The organism is Chloroflexota bacterium (assembly GCA_011322445.1).
Classification (GTDB): domain Bacteria; phylum Chloroflexota; class Anaerolineae; order Anaerolineales; family DRMV01; genus DRMV01.
Map to the genome: position 1 here is coordinate 1 of DRMV01000018.1, position 22,585 is coordinate 22,585.

A 22,585-nucleotide genomic window follows, 5' to 3' on the forward strand; every position below is an offset into this window, starting at 1 on the left:
GAGCGGCATTTTCAAAGGGCAAGACCTTACCCGCCTCAAGGGCGCCGAATTGCGGAAAGCCCGCCGTCACATGCAGATGATTTTCCAAGACCCCTACGCTTCGCTCAATCCTCGCATGACGGTCGGCAAAATTGTGGAAGAGCCGCTGGAAATCCACAACATCGGCACGCCCCAGGAACGCAAAGAACGGGTGGCCGAACTGCTCAACCTGGTGGGCTTCAGCCCCTCCTTTGTAAGCCGTTACCCCCACGAATTTTCAGGCGGCCAGCGCCAGCGCATCGGCATCGCCCGCGCCCTCGCGCTGCAACCCGAATTCATCGTGTTAGATGAGCCGATCTCCGCGCTGGATGTTTCCATCCAGGCCCAAGTCGTCAACCTGCTTGAAGACCTGCAAGCAAAATTCAACCTCACCTACCTCTTCATCGCCCACGACCTGAGCATGGTGCGGCACATCTCCGACCGCACCGCGGTGATGTACCTGGGCAAAATAGTGGAACTCGCCGACCGCGACGAACTCTACGCCCACCCCCTGCATCCTTACACCCAGGCCCTGCTTTCGGCAGTGCCCATTCCCGACCCCAAGAAAGAACGCCAACGCAAACGCATTGTGCTGGAGGGCGACGTTCCCAGCCCGGTCAACCCACCCAGCGGTTGTCGTTTCCGCACCCGCTGCCCCCTTGCCAAAGACATCTGCGCCGAACAGGAGCCCGAATGGCGCGAGGTTTCCCCCGGCCACTGGGCCGCGTGCCATCTGATTTAGCCATACTGTTCCCTAAGCCAGATGCCTCAACCCCCACGAAAGGAGGTGATGTGTATCGGAGAAGCCCCGTCTTTTCCTGACCCATTCTTCCCTTTTCGCTGTTTCCTAATTCCTAATGGAGGAGGAGCATGAAACGCACGTGGATTGTCTTGTTTGCCGTGCTGGTCGTCGCGGCGTTGGCATTAGCAGCATGCGGCCAGCAGGCCCCTCAGACCGTCGTGGTGACCCAGGTGGTCGAAAAACCCGGCGGCACAGTGGTGGTAACCCAGATTGTGGAAGCCACCCCCGCCCCCCAGCAGCCCAAGGAATTCAAGTCGCCGCACCCCGATACCCTGGTGGTGGCCACCATCGGCGACGCTGAAAGCCTGGACCCGGCGTGGGACTATGAAAGCTCGGGGATCGGCGTCATCATGAACCTGTACGATCAGCTGGTGACGTACGACAAGAGCGACGCCACCCACTTTGTGCCCGACCTGGCAACCAAGTGGGAAATCTCCGAAGACGGCAAGACCTACACCTTCTACATCCGCAAGGGCGTGAAGTTCCACAACGGCGACACGCTCACCCCCGAAGACGTCGCTTATACCTTCCAGCGTGCGATCTTGCAGGGCGGCACGGACTCGCCGATGTGGCTGCTGACCGAGCCCTTCTTCGGCATCGGCACCTACGACATCGCCGAGCTGGTCGACCCGACCGGCGCGCTGGATGACGACCCCGACGCCTTGAAGAAAGCCGACCCCGAGAAACTCAAGGCCGCCTGCGAGAAAATCGTCAACGCCATCACCTACGACAACGACAAAGGCACTGTGACGATGCAGCTCGCGCAGCCGTGGGGCCCCTTCCTGGCAACGATTGCCCAGGGCTGGGCTTCCATTATTGACAAGCAATGGGCGATCAAGCAAGGCGCCTGGGATGGCTCCTGCGACACCTGGCAGAATTACTACGGCGTTGACGACTCCACCGCCCCGCTCGGCAAGGTGGAAAACGGCACTGGCCCCTACATTCTGGATCACTGGACGCCGGGTGAGGAAATCGTCCTCAAGGCGAACCCCAACTACTGGCGCGCCGAGCAGAACGTCCCGGCGTGGGACGGCGCCCCGACCGCACCTTCCATCCAGACCGTGGTGCTCAAGGTCGTGAAAGAGTGGGGAACCCGCTTCGCCATGCTGAAGGCCGGCGATGCCGACTTCGCCGATGTGCCGCGCCAGAACGTGGCTCAGGTCGACCCACTGGTTGGCGAGATCTGCGTCTGGAACGCCGACAAGAGCGACTTCGACTGCAAGCCTTCTGACAACCCCAACCAGCCGCTGCGCCTGTGGAAGGGCATGCCCACCGTCATCCGCACCGACGTCTTCTTCAACTTCAAGATCAACACCGACGGCGGCAACCCCTACATTGGCAGTGGCAAACTGGATGGCAACGGCATTCCTGCCGACTTCTTCTCCGACATCCACGTCCGCAAGGCCTTCAACTACTGCTTCGACTGGGACACCTTTATCAAAGATGCCCTCAACGGCGAAGGCGTCCAGAACGTCGGTCCGCTCATCCCCGGAATGATTGGCTACGACCCCAATGGCCCGCACTACACTTACGACAAAGACAAGTGCGTGGAAGAACTGAAGCAGGCCTGGGATGGTCAAGTGTGGGAGAAAGGTTTCCGCTTCCAGGTGGCCTACAACAGCGGCAACGTCACCCGCCAGACCGTGGCGCAGATTCTGCAGGCCGACTTCGCCGACATCGACCCCAAGTTCGAGATCGAGGCAGTGGGTCTGCCGTGGCCGGCCTTCCTGAACGCCTATCGCGCTGGCCGCCTGCCGATGTTCATCAGCGGGTGGATTGAAGACATCCACGACCCGCACAACTGGGCGCAACCGTTCACCGTCGGCACCTACGCACGGCGGCAGAACATGCCCAAAGACATCCATGACCAGTTCCAGAAACTGGTGAGCGAAGGCGTGGCCGAGACCGACCCGGCGAAACGCGCCGAGATCTACAAGCAACTCACCGAACTGGACTACAAATACGCGCCGGCCATCCGCCTGGCGGTGGCAACCGGGCGGCATTACGAACAGCGGTGGGTACAAGGCTGGTACTACAACCCCATCGCCCCCGCGTTCTACTATCTCTACTCTATCAAGAAGTAACCTTCTTGGCAAAGGGCAGGGAGCGCCTGTGCTTGCAGGCGCTCCCCCGCCCTTTTGGAGGTGGATCAGGATGTTCAATTACATCATGCGGCGGTTGCTGATGATTCCGCTGTTACTCTTCGGAGTCACCGTACTGATTTTCCTGATGCTGCAGTTTTTGGGGCCAACCCAGCGTTCCGCGCTTTACGTCCGCGACATTCCGCGCAATGAGCGCGTGCTGCAAGGCGTCATCCGCAAATACGGGCTGGACAAACCGTTTTACGTGCAATATTGGCGTTGGTTGGTCGGTGTGACCGACGAAAAAACCGGTAAGCACGAAGGCGGCATTCTGTTCGGGCAATTTGGCTATTCGCGTACGGCCTCTGAGCCCGTGATCGAAATCATTAAGCGCCGTTTTCCGGCAACGCTCGAATTGGCTTTATGGAGTGTTCTTCCTGTGATTCTCGGCGGCGTGATTTTAGGCGTAGTGGCTGCCGTCAATCACAACAAATTCATCGACCAAATGGCACGCGTGTTCAGCATTTTGGGATGGTCGTTCCCCACGTTCGTGTTCGGCTTGTTGATGCTGATGATTTTCTACGCCGAACTCAAGTGGTTCCCCCCAGGGCGCATTTCAGACTGGGCTGACGCCGTAGTGCGTTCCCCGCAGTTTCACAATTACACCACCATGATTACCTTCGACGCCCTGCTCAACGGCCGCCTGGATGTCTTCTGGGATGCCTTCAAACACCTGATCCTCCCCATCACCACCCTCTCTTACCTCAACTGGGCCCTGCTGCTACGCGTCACCCGCTCTTCGATGCTGGAAGTGCTGCGACAAGACTACATCACCACCGCCCGGGCCAAAGGGCTGAGCGAGCGGCGCGTGATCTTCCGCCACGCCCTCCCGAATGCTCTCATGCCGGTGGTCACCATCGGCGGCATGATGGTCGTTGGCCTGCTCAACGGCGTGGTGATCACCGAAACCGTGTTCAACTACCCCGGCATGGGGAAAGCCGCAGCCGATGCTGCCCTTAACCTGGACGTCGTCACCGTGCTCGGCCTCACTTTGTTCAGCGGCACCTTGCTGATTTTCTCCAACCTGGTGGTAGACATCATGTACGCCTACATTGACCCCCGCGTACGGCTGGAATAACCTAACCAAGATAGGCCCCCCTGCACCCCCTATCTTGATTTACGAGGAGCAATGATGGCATCTCAAGACACGATAGCACTCAAAAGCAAAGAACCGGGACGGCTGGAGCGCCTGCTGGGCCCCGATTTTTACCGCATGTTGAAGGGGCTGCTGACCAACCCCCTTTCTCTCTCGGGGTTGGCATTACTTGGGCTGTTTTTGATTGTCGCCCTGGCTGCCCCCGTGTTGGCGCCGCCCCGTCCCAACGCTAACCCTTACCACATCCCGCGCGATGGCTTCAGCCCGAACCCCAAAATGCCCGGCACGGACTGGCGCGTCCGCCAGCCCCCCTTACCGTTCTGGTGGGAACCCATCATGCACAAAGACCATTGGGTGCACCTGATGGGTACAGCCAGCGGCCAATGGGATATTTATTATGGTGTCGTTTGGGGCACCCGCACCGCTTTCAAAGTCGGGCTGATTATCACGCTTTCTGTGGCAACACTGGGAATCTTCCTCGGCTCCGTTTCGGCTTATTACGGCGGCGCCGTGGATATGGTGATCATGCGCGTCACCGACGTCTTCATGAGCTTCCCCTTCCTGCTGGCCGCGTTGACCCTTTCCGCCATCCTTGCCCCTGTGATGGGAAAGAGTCTGATACCACCATCCATTGCCTTGATTATGTTCGGATGGATGGGCTACGCGCGCCTCATTCGTAGCGACATCCTTTCCGTCAAAGAGCGGGAATACGTTCTCGCCGCCAAAGTATTGGGCGCTTCTGACCGCCGCATTCTGCTCAAACACATCCTCCCCAACGCCATTTACCCCACGCTGGTGGTCGCCTCGATGGATATGGGCTCGTATGTGCTCAGCTTCGCCGCCCTGAGCTTCCTGGGCGTCGGCGCCGAAGTGGGCTATGCCGACTGGGGCCAGTTGATTTCCTTCGCCCGCGATTGGATTACCGACCTGGGGCAATACTGGTTCATCGTGGTCTACCCCGGCATGGCTTTGGTGCTCTTCGTGCTGGCGTGGAACCTGGTTGGCGACGCCTTACGCGACATCTTAGACCCTCGCCTGCGCGGCAGGAAGTAGGTCATCTTGCATCCACCTTCCCTACACAGCCCTTTGCAAGGGCTGTGTTTTTTAACCGCCGCCAGGAAGAACTGGACAATATTCCCCCTTTCGGGTATCATTTTAGCGTTTCCCATCAGGCTTGGAAGAGGCTGTTGGGGAAGTTGCACTGTGCCTGACGGGCGCAGTACCTCAACCAAGGATTTTGCGCGCGCATGGATAAAACCATAACCCTCTTGCAACACCTCACTGAGGCGCACGGCGTCCCCGGCTTTGAGGCGCCCGTGCGGGCTTTAATTCGGCAGTATCTGGAGCCGCTCGGTGAGGTTTCCCAAGACAAACTGGGAAGCCTCATCTGTTACAAACCCGGCGCAGCCGAAGCCCCAAAAATTATGCTGGCCGCCCACATGGACGAAGTGGGTTTCATGGTCAAGCACATTACCAAAGAGGGCTTCATTAAATTCCTGCCCCTGGGCGGCTGGTTCGACCAGGTGCTGCTGGGGCAGCGGGTCATCATCAAGACCAACAAGGGGGACGTGGTCGGTGTTATCGGCGCCAAGCCCCCCCATTTACTTCCCCCCGACGAGCGCAACAAGGTCGTGCAGAAAAAGGATATGTATATCGACATCGGCGCGACCTCGCGGGAGGAAGTCGAAGAAGCCGGTGTGCGCCCCGGCGACCCCGTGGTGCCGCGCGCCGACTTTGTCGTTTTGGCCAGTGGCAAGGCTTACCTTTCCAAAGCCTTTGACGACCGGGTGGGCGTGGCGGTGATGATTCAGGCGCTGGAAGCCCTGCAGCAGGAAAGCCACCCCAACAGCGTCTATGCCGTCGCCACGGTGCAGGAAGAAGTCGGCGTGCGCGGCGCACATACTGGCGTGTGGGCGGTAGACCCCGACCTCGCCATCGTGCTGGAAGCCGACATTGCCGGCGACGTGCCCGGCGTGAAAGGCGAACAGGCCCCCGCCAAAATGGGCCAGGGGCCTTCTTTGCTGATTTACGACCGTAGCATGATCCCTAACCTGGGGCTGCGGGACCTGTTCCTGGAAACGGCAAAGGAAATCGGCGTCAACCTGCAGATTTCCTTTGTGGAAGGCGGCGCGACCGATGGGGCAGTCATTCACCTGCACCGTACCGGCGTGCCTACGATTGTGCTCAGCATTCCTGCCCGTCATATCCATTCCCACAGCGCGATAATCCATCGTGACGACTTTGATCAGGCCGTGCAATTGCTGGTGGCCGTGCTCCGCCGCCTGGATGCGGACACGGTGGCGGCATTGACGCGGTGAGTACCCTGGAGGCGAAATGGCTGAACCCATCAAACAAATCGTAGACGATTTACAAAAGCAAATTGAGGCCTTCGAGCCGCAACTGGAAGTGCGCGACATGGGGGTCGTGCTGGAAGCCGGTGATGGTATCGCCCGCGCCAGCGGCCTCTCCGACGTCCGCTCGCAGGAACTGGTGCGCTTCGAGAACGGCGTGATGGGCATTGCCTTCAACTTAGAGAAGGACAATGTCGGTATCATCATCATGGGCGACTACACCGAGATCGAAGAAGGCACCAAAGTCTACACCACCAAGCGCATCGCTTCGGTGCCTGTGGGCGACGGCCTGATCGGCCGCGTGGTCAACGCCCTCGGTGAACCCATCGACGGCAAAGGCCCCATCAAATTCGACCACTACCGCCCGGTGGAGCGCATTGCCCCCGGCGTGATCGAGCGCAAAGACGTCGACACCCCCCTGCTCACCGGCATCAAAGCCATCGACGCGATGATCCCCATCGGCCGCGGCCAGCGCGAACTTATCATCGGCGACCGCCAGACCGGTAAAACCGCCATCGCCATTGACACCATCCTCAACCAGAAGGGCAAAGACGTCCTCTGCATTTATGTCGCTATCGGTCAGAAAAAAGCGCAGGTCGCCCGCACCGTGGCTGTGCTGGAAAAGTTCGGGGCGATGGAATACACCACCGTGGTGGTGGCCTCGGCCGACGAACCCGCGGCGCTGCAATACCTGGCCCCCTACGCCGGTTGCGCCATCGGCGAGGAATTCATGGAAACCGGCCGTGATGCCCTCATCGTGTACGACGACCTTTCCAAGCATGCCTGGGCTTACCGCGAAGTCTCCCTGCTCATGCGCCGTCCCCCCGGCCGTGAAGCCTACCCCGGCGACGTTTTCTACCTGCATTCCCGCCTGCTGGAACGCGCCGCCCGCATGGCCGACAAATACGTCATCGTGCCCGCGGACTACGCCAGCGAAGACGGCATGGCCGCGCCCGAAGACGGCGTGGACGGCAAGGTGTACGGCGGCCCGGTGGGCGAGCACGAAGCCGAAGAAGCCCGCAAGGCCATGGAAAACGCCGACGCTTACAAGGTCGTCAAAGTGCGCGGCACCGGCGGCTCGCTGACCGCCCTCCCTATCATCGAAACCCTGCTGGGCGACGTCTCGGCCTACATCCCCACCAACGTCATTTCCATTACCGACGGCCAGATTTACCTGGAAAGCAACCTCTTCTACGCGGGCATCCGCCCGGCCATCAACGTCGGTATTTCGGTTTCCCGCGTGGGCGGCGACGCCCAAACCAAGGCCATGAAGCAGGTGGCCGGCCGCTTGCGCCTCGACATGGCGGCCTTCCGGGAACTGGCGGCCTTTGCCCAGTTCGGCTCTGACCTCGACAAGGCCACCCAGGCGCAACTCAATCGCGGCCTGCGGATGCAGGAAATCCTCAAGCAGCCGCAATACTCGCCCGTGCCACTGGAACACGAAATCATCGTGATTTACGCCGCCACCCACGGCTACGCCGATAGCGTGCCGTTAGACAAGATGCGCCAGTGGGAACAGGACCTGCTGCGCTTCATGGATACTTCGCATCCCGAGGTTGGCCGCGCCATCATCAGCGAAGGCAAAATTACCTCCGAAACCGAAGCGCAACTCAAGGCGGCCCTGGACGCGTTCATGGCCGGCTGGAGCTAAGGATAGAGGCCTATGGCGACCGCGAGAGAAGTCAAACTTCGCATTCGAAGCGTCAAGAACATCGCGCAAATCACCCGCGCCTTGCAGGCCGTCAGCGCCAGCAAAGTGCAGCGGGCGATTGCCACGGTGGAAGCCACCCGCCCCTACGCCACCAAAGCATGGGAAGTGCTGACGCACGTCGCCATGCAGCCTGGCCGTGAACACATGCACCCTTTGATGACCCGTCGCGACAAGGTCGAGAACGTCCTTGTGGTGCTCATTACCAGCGACCGCGGCCTGGCCGGCCCTTACAACACCAACGTGCTGCGCTACACCTTCAAAACCTTCGACGATTATCCGGTGCCGGTGCACTATGTGACCGTGGGGCGCAAAGGCCGCGAAATCCTGCACCGCCGCGGCAAACACATCGTGGCCGACTTCAGCGGCATTCCCGACCGCCCCAAGTTCGCCGATGTTTCCCAAATCGGCCACTTGCTGGTCGAAGAGTTCCTCAACGGGAAAGCCGACGAAGTGCACCTGGTTTACACTGACTTCATCAACATGCTGCGGCAGAACCCCACCCGCAAAAAACTGCTGCCCCTGGAAGTCGAAGACGGCGAGCGGGTACAGGAATTTGCCCCCACCGCAGGCCACAAAGTGGTGGCTTCCTACATTTACGAACCCGACGAAACCGAGATTTTGGACGAAATCGTGCCGCGCTTCACCCAGTTGCAGGTCTTCCACGCCATTCTGGAATCGCAGGCCAGCGAACACGCCGCCCGCATGGTGGCGATGAAGAACGCGACCGACAACGCCAGCGAACTGGCCGACGCGCTGCAACTGGAATACAACAAAGCCCGCCAGCAGAGCATCACCAGCGAAATGCTCGACATCGCCGGCGGCGCGGAAGCGCTTGCCCAGGCCATGGCCGCCGAGGCCCGCAAGGCTGCAGGGTAAGCCGCTAAGACGCAAAAAACCACAGATTACACAGATGGGCACAGATTTTCTGTGTAATCCACAAAATCTGCGGTTGCAAAAATCGGTGAAAATCTGTGTCATCGGTGGATACCGCAAATACCAATAACCGAATCACGAATTACGCATTCGCGAATTTTGGAGGCAAGCATGGCGAAAGCAACTGGCCGAGTAGTGCAAATTTTGGGCGGCGTGGTCGATGTGGAATTCCCCGCCGAACAATTGCCGGAAATTTACGAAGCCGTCAAGGTGCTTCGTGATGATGATCAACCCCTGGTGCTGGAAGTGCAAAAGCACCTGGGCAACAACTGGGTCCGCTGCGTGGCGATGGGCGCCACCGATGGCCTGAAGCGCGGCATGCCCGTGGAAGCCACTGGCGCGCCGATTTCCGTGCCCGTGGGCCCCGAAGTGCTGGGGCGCATCTTCAACGTGCTGGGTGAAACCGTCGATGGCGGCGACAACGTCAAAGCCTCCACGGTGTACCCCATCCACCGCCCCGCCCCGGCTTTCGAAGAACAGTCCACCAGCGTGGAAGTGTTCGAAACCGGCCTGAAGGTTATCGACCTGATTGCCCCCTTCACCAAAGGCGGTAAAACCGGCATTTTCGGCGGTGCGGGCGTGGGCAAAACCGTGATCATCATGGAACTCATCCGCACCATCGCCAAGGTGCACAAAGGCAACTCAGTGTTCACCGGCGTGGGTGAGCGCACCCGCGAGGGCACGCAACTCTATCGCGAAATGCTGGAATCGGGCGTGATGCCCGACACCGTGATGGTCTACGGCCAGATGAACGAGCCGCCCGGCGTGCGCCTGCGCGTGGCCCTGACCGGCCTGACCATGGCCGAATACTTCCGCGACCAGGGCAAAGACGTGTTGCTGTTCATTGACAACATCTTCCGCTTCTCGATGGCCGGTTCTGAGGTGTCGGCGTTGTTAGGCCGCCTGCCTTCCGCCGTGGGCTACCAGCCGACCCTGGCCACCGAAATGGGCGAACTGCAGGAACGCATCACCTCCACCAAGCAGGGCTCGATTACTTCCATGCAGGCCGTCTACGTGCCCGCAGACGACTACTCCGACCCGGCCCCCGTGGTGGTGTTCGCCCACCTCGACGCCACCATTTCGCTGGAACGCTCCATCGCCGCCAAAGGCATTTACCCCGCGGTGGACCCGCTGGCTTCCACCAGCCGGATTTTGGACCCGCAAATCGTGGGCGAAGACCACTACCGCACCGCCCGCGAAGTGCAGCAGGTGCTCCAGCGCTACAAAGACCTGCAAGACATCATCGCCATTCTCGGCGTGGAAGAACTGAGCGAAGACGACAAACTCATCGTCAGCCGCGCCCGCAAGATCGAGCGCTTCTTCTCCCAGCCGATGTTCGTGGCCGAGCAATTCACCGGCATCCCCGGCCGCTACGTGCCGCTCAAAGAAACCATCCGCGGCTTCCGCGAAATTTTGGACGGCAAGCACGACGACCTGCCCGAACAGGCTTTCTACATGGTCGGCACGATTGACGAAGCCGTTGAGAAAGCCGAGAAGATGGCGAGCGAAGCCGCGTAGGAGGCGTTATGCCAATCCGTTGTGAAATCGTCTCCCAGGATCGCATGGTATGGGCTGGCGAAGCCGATATGGTGGTGGTGCCTGGGGCGAGCGGCGAAATGGGCATCCTGCCCGACCACGCGCCGCTGCTTTCAACCCTCAAACCCGGCTTCATCAAGGTTGTGCACGACGGCGATGAAGAGGTGTTTACCGTCACCGGTGGCGTGGTTGAAGTGCGCCCCGACAAAGTGACCATCCTCGCCAACGCGTCGGAGCACGTCACTGAAATCGATGTCAAGCGCGCCGAAGAAGCCCGCAAGCGCGCCGAAGAACTGCTCAAAACCACACCTCCTACGGCGGCGGAGCACCTCAAGGCCCAGGCTGCGCTCCAGCGCGCCCGCATCCGCCTGGAAGCCGCCCGCCGCTTCCGCCCCAAGCAAGGCCCGCAAATCCAGTCCGGCCCCGCTGAGGATAAGGACTGAGGCCCCTGATGGCACTTTTCTCCCGAAACCTGGGCATTGACCTGGGCACCGATCGCGTGCGGATTGCCGAAGGCGACCAGGTGCTGCTGGATGAGCCTACGCTGGTCGCCATCGCCGTTGCCGAGCGGCGCATGGTCGCCGCGGGCGAAGAGGCCGCCGAAATGGAAGGCCGCACGCCCGAGGTCTACGAAGTCATCCGCCCGCTGCAAAACGGCGTGGTGGCCTACTACGAACTGACGGAAAAACTGCTCGCCATTCTGCTGCGGAAAGCAGGCGGCGCTTCGTGGCTGTTCCGCCCCAAAGTGATGATCACCGTGCCCTACGGCGTCACCAGCGTGGAACGGCGGGCAGTACACGAAGCCATCTTGCAAGCCGGCAGCAGCGAAGCCTTCCTCATTCCCACCGTGCTGGCTTCGGCCCTGGGCGCCGACCTGCCGGTGGGCAGCCCCGCGGGCAACATGATTGTCAACCTCGGCTCGGGCACCACCCAGGCAGCGGTCATTGCCATGTATGGCGTGGTGGCGGCCGAAACGCTGCGCCAGGGCGGTCGCGCCCTCGACGAAGCCCTCGTCACCTACGTCCGCCGCAAATATGGCCTGATCATCGGCCAGCCCACGGCCGAGCAGGTCAAACTCAAAATCGGTGCCGCCGTGCCGTTAGACGAAGAAATGAGCGCCGAAGTCCAGGGGCAGGATCAGGTCACGGGGCTGCCCCGGGAAATCACCCTCACCACCAGCGAGGTGGTGGAAGCCTTCCAGGAACCGCTGCACGCTATTGTGGAATCGGTGCGGCTGGTGATGGAAAAAACGCCGCCGGAACTGGTGGCCGATGTCATCGACCGCGGCATCGCCCTGTGTGGCGGCGGAGCGTTGCTGCGTGGGCTGGACCGCCTGATGACCAAAGAACTGGGTGTTCCGGCCTACCTGGTGGATAACCCCCAACACGCTGCCGTGATTGGCGCCGCCCGCGGGCTGGAACACCTGCCCGTGCTGCGTCGGCACTTGCTCAGCGCGTGATCCCCCGCTTACCTCAAACGCCCACCGGCCCCGCACAATACGGGGCCGGTATTTTTATGCCGGGCGGGAAGCCTCCCCACCCTTCGCTGCCTCGACAATCTCCGCCGCCAGTTCGTAGCGCCGAAACTGGGGCATGATGTAAATCCCCGCCGCCCACGGGCGAATGGCTTCCACCAACTCCTGAGCGATGCGCACACCTTCCCGCGGCGCTTTGTCGCCCGCTTGCTCAATGCGTCGCATCACCTCCGGCGGAATTTCAATGCCCGGCACTTCGTTGTGCAGGAAGGCGGCATGGCGGCGGCTGTAAAGCGGCATCACCCCCACCAGCACGGGGATTTCCAGCGGCCCAAACTCGGCCTCGTAGGCTTCCAGAAAGCGGCGGGCTTTTTCGGGGTCGAAGACCGGTTGGGTGAGGGCAAAATCAGCCCCGGCGCGGATCTTCCGGCGCAGCACCTTGAACTCGCGCTCGGGGTTTTTGGGGTTGAGGTTAAGCGCGCACCCCACAAAGAACGACGTCGGCTGACCGATGGTGCTGCCCGCGTGGTCAACCCCGGCGTTGAATTTCTGCTTGATGAGTTTGATCAGGCCGGAAGGCACCAGGTCGTAGTTGTCGGCGGCTTCGGGGTAATCGCCGATGGAAGTGGGGTCGCCCATGACCACAAAGACGTTGCGGATGCCCAGGGCGTGCGCGGCGAGCAAATCGCCCTGCACCCGCAGCAGGTTGCGCCCGCGAGTGGGGAAGTGGAGGGTAGTCTCAATGCCTACTTCCCGCTGGATGAGGTGGCAGACTGCCCACGGGCTCATGCGCATCCGTGCCATCGGGCTGTCGGCCACGTCCAGCACGTCCGCGCCCACGTCCGCCAGCAATTGCGCTGCAGCGATAACCTTGTGGGCCGAAAAGCCTCGCGGCGGCTGGACTTCCACCGCCACCACGAATTCCCCCGCGGCCAGTTTCTGCGCCAACCCGCTGGGAGACAATGCTGCCGCTTCGGGAGCCGCGTCTTCCTGGGGCTGAGCAGGATTCCATTCCAGCGAAAGCACCGGCGGCAACTCGGCCAGGTTTTGGTGCATCGCGGCGATGTGCTCCGGCCGGGTGCCGCAACAGCCCCCCACTAACGAAGCGCCTTCCTGGGCAAAAAAGCGAGCATACTCACCAAAATAGGCCGCGCCCGCGGGGTAAGCAATGCGGCCATTGGGCAGGCGCTCAGGCCAGCCTGCGTTGGGCTTGATCCAAAAATAGGCATCGGGCGCGACCTTGCGCATCCGCCGCAGAATGCGGAGCAACTGGGCAGGCCCGCCGGAGCAGTTCGCGCCGAGCACGTCCACGCCGTAGGAAAGCAGCGCCTCGGCCACCTTTTCGGGCGGGTCGCCCAAGAGGGTGACGTCGTCGCGGGTGAACGAAAGGGAAGCCACCACCGGCAGGTCAGGGGCGACTTCGCGGGCCGCGGCCACGGCTTCCCGCACTTCGTAGAGGTCGCTCATGGTCTCAATAACGACAAAATCCACCCCACCTTCGGCCAGCGCGGCAATTTGTTCGCGAAAGGCCTCTCGCGCCTCTTCGGGCTGCACCCGACCAAAGGGGGCTAAGCGCACGCCCAGGGGGCCGACGTCACCCCCGACCAGCACGTCTTTGAAAGAAGCCAGCACCACGCGGCGGGCAAGTTCCACGCCGGCGCGGTTGATTTCGGCGACTTTATCTTCCAGCCCGTGCTCGGCGAGGCGGTAGCGGTTTGCGCCGAAGGTGTTGGTGAGGATGATTTGCGCGCCGGCGTCAATGTAGCGGCGGTGGATGTCGGCAATCAGCGCAGGATTGGTGAGGTTGAGGGCGTCGAAGCACGCGTCGAAACCGATGCCGTGCTCGTGCAAAAGCGTGCCCATCGCGCCGTCAAGCAAAATGGGCTTGTCGGCGTTTTCAAGGAGGTTGAGGAAGCGTTCGCGGGGAGTGGGCATGGTGGGTTGGATACCTGGTTACTTGGTTGCGTGGGTAATTTGGAGGGATGCGGGAGGCGGGAGGCGGAGCAAACCGCTAATCGCAAATCCTAAATCGCGAAGTATTTCGCCTCGGCGTGATGCATGTCACATTCCAACAAAGCCACCGCTTGTTTATATCGGCTCGTAAACCTTCACGCGGTCAATTTTGAAAGACTGCACAGTTTCTACAAAAGAAGGCGAGGCGTGTTCGTTGAACCATTGGGCAGAGCACCAAGGATACGTTTCGGCAGTTTTTGCCAGGCCGTGCTTGACAGGGTTCTGGTTGACGTAACGAAGTCTTGCCAGATATGACCGCTGAAAGGTGATTTGGCTATCCCAATACTGAAACCATACTTTGCGCCCTGGCGTGCCGTCTTCACGGTTGAAGGCTTTGGCGGTGGTCATGTGCAATTTGCTGATAAAGCGTCGGAGTGTCGCAGGGTTATCGGGGGAATGGGCGATGAAGTGGTAATGCTCATTGAGAATAGCCCAGGCGTGGAGTTCCCAGCCGAACTCGCTTGCGATGGCGAACAAGGCGTTTTGGAACAAATCCTTGCGCTCAGGAGCAGCCAAATGGGGAGCGCGGCGATAAGTGGCCGCGGTCACCATGTAAATTCCCGGCTGGAAAGTCCAGTGGGCGGGGGCGTGAGGCCACTGTTTCATCGCTGCCTCCTTTGGAGTGCGGCATCGTGATGCCGCTTTCCAAAGCGGCGACTCGTCGCCGCACTCCAAAATTGCGCCGTAGCGGCCAAATGGGGAAGTCGGCGACAAGTGGCAGCGGTCACCATGTAAATTCCCGGCTGGAAAGTCCAGTGGGCGGGAGCATGAGGCCATTGTTTCATCGTAGCCTCCTTTGGAGTGCGGCATCACGATGCCGCTTTCCAAAGCGGCGACTCGTCGCCGCACTCCAAAATTGCGCCGCAGCGGCCAAATGGGGAAGTCGGCAACAAGCGGCGGCGGTCACCATGTAAATTCCCGGCTGGAAAGTCCAGTGGGCGGGAGCATGAGACCATTGTTTCATCGCAGCCTCCTTTGGAGTGCGGCATCACGATGCCGCTTTCCAAAGCGGCGACTCGTCGCCGCACTCCAAAATCAAATCGCAAAATACTTCGCCTCCGGGTGGTGCACCACAATGGCCGCGGTGGATTGCTCGGGCACTAACTGATGCGCCGCGGTGAGGCTCATGCCCAGGGCGCTTTCTGCAGGCAGCAGGCGGAACACCTTGGCGTGGTCTTCCAAGTTAGGGATGGCCGGGTAGCCCCACGAGTAGCGCTTGTCGCGGTCGGGCGGCAGGCCGAGTTCGCGGCGGATGTGGCGGTGCAGAAATTCCGCTGTGGCCTCCGCGGTTTGCACCGCAAGGCCGTGGAAGAAGTAGGCTTCGGTGTATTCGCCCGCTTCCTGCAGGGTGTCAAAGCGCGCCGTGGCTTGCTTCCCCACCGTGACCACCTGGAAGGCGACGACGTCCATCACGCCGGAATCCACCGGGGCGAAGTAATCGGCGAGGCACAGCCCTTCGCGGCTGCGCTGGCGGGGGAAGGTGAAAATTTCCAGCACGCGCGGCTCGTCCGCTTCCACCGAGGCAGGGTCGTAAACCAGCAGGTTGTCGCCGTCGGCCTGGCACGGCCAGTAGCCGTACACCGCCTGCGGGTGAAACCAGCCTTCCCGCAGGGCCTGGCGCTGCATTTGGGCAAGGCGGGCTTCAAATTCGGCCTGCAGTTTTTTCCACGCCTCGCCGCGGGCGTTTTTCGCGCCCCACGAAAGGCGGAAGAGGGCGCGTTTATCCAAAAGCGGGAACACGGCTTCGGGGGAGATGCTTTCCACCACCTTGGCGCCCCAAAACGGCGGTATGGGGATGTCGGGCGCTGGCGGCACGCGGCGGCGCGGGCGCGGGGCGCGCTTTTCGCCGCTGGACGCCCTTTCCTGCCCCAGTTCGCGTTTGGCTTCGTCAATCACCTGCCGGATGATGAGGTCGCGGCGGTTGGTGTCCTGCAGGGCGTCCATGATGGCAAGCCCTTCAAAGGCGTCTTTGCAGTAAAAGACGCCCGCGTCGTAGAAATGGCCGTCTTCGGTGAGCAAAATGCGGCGCCCGAAGCGGCGGTTGATGGCCGCGCCGCCGATGAGCACGGGGTAGTGCAAGCCGCGGCGGTGGAGTTCGTTGACTAAGGCGGGCATCTGTTTGCTGGTGCTGACGAGCAGCGCGCTCAGGCCGATGGCGTCGGCGTTGTGCTCTTCCGCGGCCTTGACGATGGTTTCCACCGGCACCTGCTTGCCGAGGTCAATCACGGTGTAGCCGTTGTTGCTCAAAATGGTCTTGACCAGGTTCTTGCCGATGTCGTGGACGTCGCCGTACACGGTGGCGAGCACGATGGTGCCTTTGGAAACGCCCTCCTGCCGCATCAGGTAGCGTTCCAGGTGGTTGACGGCCTTTTTCATCACCTCGGCGGACTGGAGCACGAAGGGCAGGATGAGTTCGCCCGCACCGAATTTGTCGCCCACTTCTTTCATCGCGGGCAGGAGGATGTCGTTGAGGATGTGGATCGCGGCTTCGTGGGTGGCGGGGGTGGCAACCACAGATTTCACAGATTCCGCAGATTTTTCTTCTGTGAAATCTGTGTAATCTGTGTAATCTGTGGTTTTTATTTGCTGCAGCACCAAAGCATCAATATCGGCCTCAATGCCTTCCTTGTAACGATGGACAATGCGCTGGTAGAGGCGCTCTTCCAGTGGAAGGCCGGCCAGCGGGTCGCGGTGGGTGGAGGGGCGGGCTTCGCGGCCTTCGTAAAATTCAATCACCCGCTGGAGCGCGTCGGGGCGGCGGTTGAAAATCAGGTCTTCCGCCAGTTCGCGCTCTTCTTCGGGGATGTCGGCGTAGGGGGTGATTCGCGCCGGGTTCACAATTGCCATGTCCAGCCCCGCCTGCACCGCGTGGTAGAGAAAAACGCTGTTGATGACGGGGCGCGCCGCCTTGGTTAGCCCAAACGAAATGTTGCTCACGCCCAATGAGGTGAACACACCGGGCAGTTCGGCCTTGATGCGGCGGATGGCTTCCAAAGTCTCTTTGGCCGCGTCGGCGAGATCAGAGTCGCCGGTAGCCAAAGTGAAAGTGAGAGGGTCAAAGACCAAATCTTCGGGCTTCAGGCCGTGCCCGTTCACCGCGAGGTCGTACAGGCGCTTGGCAACTTCTACCTTGCGGTCGGCGGTTTTTGCCATGCCGCGCTCGTCAATGGTGAGCAACATCACCGCGGCGTTGTGCAGTTTGGCTAACCGCAGCACGCGCGAAGCCTTCTCCGGCCCGCTTTCCAAATGAGTGGAATTGAGCAGGCAGCGCCCCGGCGCGGCTTTGAGCGCGGCTTCCATCACCTCAGGCTCGGTGGTGTCAATCACCAAAGGCACTTCAATGCCCGCGGCGGTGAGTTTGTGCACCACGGTGCGCATCAGTGCGGCCTCGTCGGGACGCTCGGTGACGGCGACGGAAATGTCCAAGGCGTGCGCGCCAGCCTCCACCTGCTGGCGGGCGAGGGCGATGATGCCGTCCCAATCTTCGGCGAGGAGCAGGCGCTTGAACTTGCGGCTGCCCTGTGCGTTGCAGCGCTCGCCGATGAGCAGGGGCGGCGGCTCCTGCCGCATGGAATACGCCCGCACGGCAGAGGCCAGCCGAGGGATGTCCAAAATCGGGCGCGCCGGGCGGCGCTTGCCGTGGACGCGTTCCACCAAGGCTTTGAGGTGCGCAGGGGTAGTGCCGCAGCAGCCGCCGACCACGCTGATGCCGTGCTTTTCCACAAACTCGGCCAGTTGTTCGGCAAAGGGTTCAGGCTCCAAGGGGTAAACCGCCTCGCCATCCACGTTGATGGGCAAACCCGCGTTGGGGATGACGGAAATCGGCAGGGGGGAGTGGCTGCCGAGGAATTCCACCGAGGGGCGCATGTGCTCCGGGCCGGTGGAGCAGTTCATGCCGATAACGTCAATGGGCAAGCCTTCCAGAATGGCTAAAGCGGCTTCAATGTCGGTGCCCAAGAGCATGTGGCCGGTGGTGTCCATGGTGATTTGCGCCTGAATGGGCAGCCATTCGCCGGTTTCCTCGTAAGCGCGCAAAATGCCGTGGACGGCGGCTTTGACTTCCAGAATGTCCTGCGAAGTTTCCAGCAGGAGCACGTCCACGCCGCCCTGAATGAGGCCAACGGCCTGCTCACGGAAGACGTCGGCCAGTTCGTCAAAGGAAATATCGGAAAGGTCGGGGTCGTCGGCGGAAGGCAGTTTGCCGGTGGGGCCGATGGAGCCGGCGACAAAGCGGGGCTGGCCGGTTTTGGCGGCGTATTCGTCGGCCACGCGGCGGGCAAGGGAAGCCGCGGCGCGGTTGATTTCCAGCACCTTGTCGGCGAGGCCGAACTCGGCTAAGGTGATGCGGTTGGCGCGGAAGGTGTTGGTTTCAATGACATCCACGCCCACTTCAAGGAAAGCACGGTGGACACGTTCCACGGCCTGCGGGCAGGTCAGGTTGAGCATTTCGTTCAGGCCGCGGTACTTTTCGCCGCCGTAGCAGTCCACGGGCAGGTGCTGGGCTTCGAGGTTGGTGCCCATCGCGCCGTCGTAGATGAGGACGCGCTCGGCGAGGGCATCAAGGTAGCGGCGGTTGGTGTGGTTCATAGGTAGTCCTTTGGTCGTTTAGTCAGATAGTCATTTAGTCAGGTCGTCGGATGGTCAGGCGTTGACTATCAGACTGCCCGACGACGCGACTACGCGACTAAATGGAAAAAGCCTTCCTGGAAGCGGAAGGCTGAAAGTCGTCTCAACCCTCATCTTCCAGGCAAAAATGCCTGCCGGAATTGGCACCTGGGCGTTTCGTTGCCGAAAGCGCCTGGTTGCCGAGGTTTCACAGGGCCGGTCCCTCCACCTCTCTGGATGAGGAAACATCCTATGCAATTGTTGAGCGCAAGTTTACCACGACGACGCAGGAAGGGCAAGTTTCCCAAAACGCCCCTTACGCCGTGCCGAAGCCCCAGGGAAGAACTTCGCGAAACGACGCTTAGTCAAACCAGAACACCGCCGTGCACAAGTCCCACCACGCGGCCTGCCCCCGCACTCACTTAGGGTGCAGGGGCAGGGTGCTCCATAAAACCGAACAGCGCCCTCCGCCTTACCACCTCAGCAAAGGCATCACCCCTTCACGCCACCTGCCGTCAAACCTTCCTCCAGGAACCGCTCCAACACCAGGAAGAGCAACACCACCGGTATTGTCATGAGGGTTGAAGCCGCCATCACCACATTCGGCCGCGGGCTGGGGGCGTTGAAAATCGCCTGGATTTTGATCGGCATCGTGAACATTTCGGGGCTATTGAGAAACACGAAAGCGTACAGGAATTCGTTCCAGGCAATCATGAAAGTATAGACAAACACCGACACAATCGCCGGGATCGAGAGCGGCAACGTCACCCGCCAAATGACTTCCAGCCGATTGCAACCATCCATGAGAGCAGCCTGCTCAATTTCGTCGGGAATGGTGCGGAAGTAATTAGTGAGCATGTAAAGCGCCACCGGCAGCGTCTGCGCAAGGTAAGTAAACACCAACACACCGAGGTTATCTTGCACTTCAAAGCCTACAGCATCGCCGATTTTCGCCACCATGGCGAAGAGAGGAATGATCAGCAATACCCCCGGAATGAGATACACCGCCAGCACACCGTTGAGCATCAATTCCTTGCCTTTGAAACGCAGGCGAGCGATGGCATAGGCCCCTAACACGCTCAAAACCACCGCAATCAACGCCGTGGGCACAGAAACCTTAAGGCTGTTGACGATATTGCGCCCAAAATCCTGAAAATGCGGCGCATTGGGATCGAAAAGTTCTTTATACGCATCCAGCCTCAGGGCATGAGGCACATACACAGGGTGGCGCCCACCGATTTCCACCTGGGTTTTGAACGAAGAAGAGACCATCCAATAGAAGGGGAACAGCACCCCCACCAAAAAGAAAGTCAGCGTAATCAGCCAAACGATTTTGCCCAGGTCCAGCCGCCGCGCCATGTAAGTCAGCACATTCTCGCGCTCGCTCATTGCCGCTCCTCCTCAGGCTTCCTCATCGGAACGCATGACAAAGCGCAGATACACGGCGATGAACACCACAAGGAACGCCACCAAAATCATCGCCGCCGCCGCGCCGCGACCAAAATCACGCAGGCGGAAACTGAACTCGTACACCAAAATGGGCAAAACCTTAGTGCCAAAGCCGCCGCCCGTCAGCAAGAAAATGTCGTCAAACTTGTTGAAAGTCCAAATCAGGCGCAGCAGGAACACCGCGCCCAACACATACCGCAATTCAGGCAGGGTGATATAGCGGAAACGAGCCCAAACGTTCGCGCCGTCCACTTCGGCAGCCTCGTAAAGGCTCTTGTCGATGGCCTGCAATCGCGCCAGAATCATCAACATCGCGAAGGGGAAATAACGCCATGCATCCAGCAAAATCACCACAACGAGCGCCAACCCCCGCTGGGAAAGATACGCCATCGGGGCATGAATGATACCCAGCCGCATGAGGATATCGTTCATCACCCCCGAGGGGCGCGGGTCTAAAATCCAGCGCCACACAAAAGCCACGCTAACAATCGGCGCCACGTAGGAAAACAGAAAAGTGGCCCGCACCAGCCCGCGGCCACGAAAAGGCCTGTTGAGCAGCAAAGCCGCCACCAGGCCGCCAACGAGGGCCAAAAACGTCGCACTGAACGAATACACAATGCTGGTCAGCGCCGCCCCCATGTTTTGAATGCTGTGATACTTGAAAGCGAAATCGGTAACTACGCGCTTGTAGTTCTCCAGGCCGTTGAAGGGTGCATGGAAAACATCGTTCAAATTATGCAACCCCACAGCGTGGAAACTAATCCAGACGCTGAAGAAAGCCGGAAAAATGACCACCCCAAAAACGATGATGAGCGTCGGCGCGAGTAAAGCCCATCCCAAGCGCGCCTCTTGGGCGCGCAGCGACCGCCAGCGGGAAACCAAAGACATAAGTCACCTCGGCAAGCCAAAAAAGCCGAGGGACGGCTGGACACGGCCATCCCTCGGCTGAGAGCGAGAACGTGTTACTTCTGCTGATTCTTTCGGTCAGTGTAGAGTTGCTCCACCTGCTGCTGGAGCCACTGTGCGCCTTCTTCGGGCGTCATGCTGCCTTCCAGCGCAATATTGCTGATGACCTGCGGAATGAGCAGCCGGCCCTCCATATCACCAATGACCGCGCGCTCGGTAGCATTGTAATCGGGGCGGAAGAGCCAGCGTTCCATGTGGTCGTAACCGTTGGCAATTTCATCCAACGTTTCGGGGCTGTAATACTGGAAGTACTTGCTCAACCCCTTCCAACCATCCACCGCGCTCTTCAGCACCGGCACTTTGCCAAACGGCGCCAGGGCCAGAATATCCTGGTAATTCTGGCCGGTCATGAAGAATTTGACCACATCGGCGGCGACCGGGTCAGCACCCTTCATGAGGCCCAAAGTCACCAACTGACCATAAGTGGCCTGGCCATTCGGGCCTTGCATCACCGGCGCGAAACCGGTCTTCTTTGCCAGATCGGGCACAGCCAGCTGAATCTTCCCGCCGCCTTCCTTGCCCGAACCTTCGACCAAGTCGTCCATGATGTAGGTGGAGTAGAAGAGCATCCCCGACTGGTCGAGTTCGTACATCTCGCGCGCCCCGCGCCAGTACTGCGGGCCAGGGGCGGCACAACGCTGCAGGCCGGTGTAGAACCTCAGGGCTTCCACCATGTTGGGCGAATTCATCGTCACATTGCCCTGGTTATCAAACGGCCAGGCATCGTTCGACATGGCAACCTGCTCAAACACCTGGTGCGGGTAGTTCTGACCGGGGTCGGTGGGCAACACCAGGGCATACAGCAAGTTCTCCGTGCCGGGCAGCTTGTCGCAGGCAGCGTTGATGTCGTCCCACGTGATGGGCGGCTGCAGGCCCAGTTGGTCGAAGATGTCTTTGCGATACCAAATGGCCTGAATCCAGCCATCGTAAGGCACGGCGGCATATTTACCGGTCGAGGGGTCGGTGACCATTTGCAGCGGGCCGGCGCGGAAGTCGTCCTTCCCGATGGCATCAATGGCCTTTGTCGCCAAATCCTCATCCAAAATGCCGTCGGCAGCAAAAGCAGCAACCCGCTCCACGCCCATGCGCACAATGTCGGGCAGCCGGTTAGCCGCCTGGGCCGTGGCAATCCGCTGGCTGATGGTGGCCTCATCGATGGGCACAATGCGAATTTCCACATCGGGGTGCAGTTTCATGTAGCGATCGGCCACCTCTTCGTACCGCTTGACGCGCTCTTCCTCGTTATCGGTGGTCCAGAACTCGATGATGTGCGTCGGCTTGGTCTGGACTTCCTTGGTGACGACCACTTCTTGCGTTACCACCTGCGTCACCACTTCTTTGACTTCCTTCGTGACGACAACAGTGGCAGGCGACTGCTGTCCGCAGGCTACCAACACCATGCTCAACACCAACAGCAGCCCAAAAAGGACATAAAGTTTATGTTTCATCTTGCTTTCCTCCTCATCTCTCGCTCAAACGAAACAGGCGAA

The 22,585-nt window shown here is 60.4% G+C and carries 16 protein-coding genes and 1 riboswitch; of the genes, 10 read left to right on the forward strand and 6 right to left on the reverse strand.

All coding sequences use genetic code 11. The annotated features are described in order from the left end of the window. The 10 genes from ENJ54_02930 to ENJ54_02975 form a co-directional block, all read left to right on the forward strand. The coding region (locus ENJ54_02930; protein ID HFC08801.1) for an ATP-binding cassette domain-containing protein at positions 1-760 on the forward strand (760 nt) is incomplete at its 5' end. 128 nt (positions 761-888) lie between these two features. Then, the gene (locus ENJ54_02935; GenBank protein ID HFC08802.1) at positions 889-2,904 is read left to right on the forward strand and encodes an ABC transporter substrate-binding protein; all 2,016 of its coding nucleotides are present in this window, start codon (positions 889-891) and stop codon (positions 2,902-2,904) included. 70 nt (positions 2,905-2,974) lie between these two features. Next, on the forward strand, positions 2,975-4,039 hold the full coding sequence (locus ENJ54_02940; protein HFC08803.1) for an ABC transporter permease: 1,065 nt from the start codon (positions 2,975-2,977) through the stop codon (positions 4,037-4,039). A 54-nt stretch (positions 4,040-4,093) separates the two neighbouring features. Beyond that, a complete protein-coding gene (locus tag ENJ54_02945) occupies positions 4,094-5,110 on the forward strand; it encodes an ABC transporter permease (GenBank protein HFC08804.1) in 1,017 nt (338 codons plus the stop codon). 194 nt (positions 5,111-5,304) lie between these two features. Next, positions 5,305-6,375, forward strand: a complete 1,071-nt coding sequence (locus ENJ54_02950; GenBank protein HFC08805.1) for a M42 family peptidase — start codon at positions 5,305-5,307, stop codon at positions 6,373-6,375. A gap of 16 nt (positions 6,376-6,391) precedes the next feature. Then, positions 6,392-8,059, forward strand: a complete 1,668-nt coding sequence (locus ENJ54_02955; protein ID HFC08806.1) for a F0F1 ATP synthase subunit alpha — start codon at positions 6,392-6,394, stop codon at positions 8,057-8,059. 12 nt (positions 8,060-8,071) lie between these two features. Beyond that, positions 8,072-8,995 (forward strand): ATP synthase F1 subunit gamma, encoded by a 924-nt coding sequence (gene atpG / locus ENJ54_02960; protein HFC08807.1) that lies wholly within the window; start codon positions 8,072-8,074, stop codon positions 8,993-8,995. 168 nt (positions 8,996-9,163) lie between these two features. Beyond that, on the forward strand, positions 9,164-10,570 hold the full coding sequence (atpD, locus tag ENJ54_02965) for a F0F1 ATP synthase subunit beta (protein ID HFC08808.1): 1,407 nt from the start codon (positions 9,164-9,166) through the stop codon (positions 10,568-10,570). 8 nt (positions 10,571-10,578) lie between these two features. Beyond that, positions 10,579-11,031, forward strand: a complete 453-nt coding sequence (gene atpC / locus ENJ54_02970; protein ID HFC08809.1) for an ATP synthase F1 subunit epsilon — start codon at positions 10,579-10,581, stop codon at positions 11,029-11,031. Positions 11,032-11,039: 8 nt separating this feature from the next. Next, positions 11,040-12,047 (forward strand): rod shape-determining protein, encoded by a 1,008-nt coding sequence (locus tag ENJ54_02975; protein ID HFC08810.1) that lies wholly within the window; start codon positions 11,040-11,042, stop codon positions 12,045-12,047. 54 nt (positions 12,048-12,101) lie between these two features. Here the strand turns inward: ENJ54_02975 and ENJ54_02980 are convergent, their stop codons facing one another. The 6 genes from ENJ54_02980 to ENJ54_03005 all read right to left on the reverse strand — a co-directional run bounded on the left by ENJ54_02980 (position 12,102) and on the right by ENJ54_03005 (position 22,543). Beyond that, positions 12,102-13,997, reverse strand: coding sequence for a bifunctional homocysteine S-methyltransferase/methylenetetrahydrofolate reductase (locus ENJ54_02980; GenBank protein ID HFC08811.1), 1,896 nt, complete (start codon positions 13,995-13,997; stop codon positions 12,102-12,104). A 153-nt stretch (positions 13,998-14,150) separates the two neighbouring features. Next, a complete protein-coding gene (locus ENJ54_02985; GenBank protein HFC08812.1) occupies positions 14,151-14,903 on the reverse strand; it encodes a hypothetical protein in 753 nt (250 codons plus the stop codon). A gap of 207 nt (positions 14,904-15,110) precedes the next feature. Beyond that, on the reverse strand, positions 15,111-18,662 hold the full coding sequence (locus ENJ54_02990; GenBank protein ID HFC08813.1) for a methionine synthase: 3,552 nt from the start codon (positions 18,660-18,662) through the stop codon (positions 15,111-15,113). 146 nt (positions 18,663-18,808) lie between these two features. Then, positions 18,809-18,924: riboswitch (SAM riboswitch) on the reverse strand. Between the two features lie 248 nt (positions 18,925-19,172). Then, positions 19,173-20,039, reverse strand: coding sequence for a carbohydrate ABC transporter permease (locus ENJ54_02995; GenBank protein HFC08814.1), 867 nt, complete (start codon positions 20,037-20,039; stop codon positions 19,173-19,175). 42 nt (positions 20,040-20,081) lie between these two features. Further along, positions 20,082-21,017: a sugar ABC transporter permease gene (locus ENJ54_03000; GenBank protein ID HFC08815.1), complete on the reverse strand. Its 936-nt coding sequence runs from the start codon at positions 21,015-21,017 to the stop codon at positions 20,082-20,084. Positions 21,018-21,091: 74 nt separating this feature from the next. Next, positions 21,092-22,543, reverse strand: a complete 1,452-nt coding sequence (locus tag ENJ54_03005) for an extracellular solute-binding protein (GenBank protein ID HFC08816.1) — start codon at positions 22,541-22,543, stop codon at positions 21,092-21,094. Positions 22,544-22,585 lie beyond the last annotated feature (42 nt).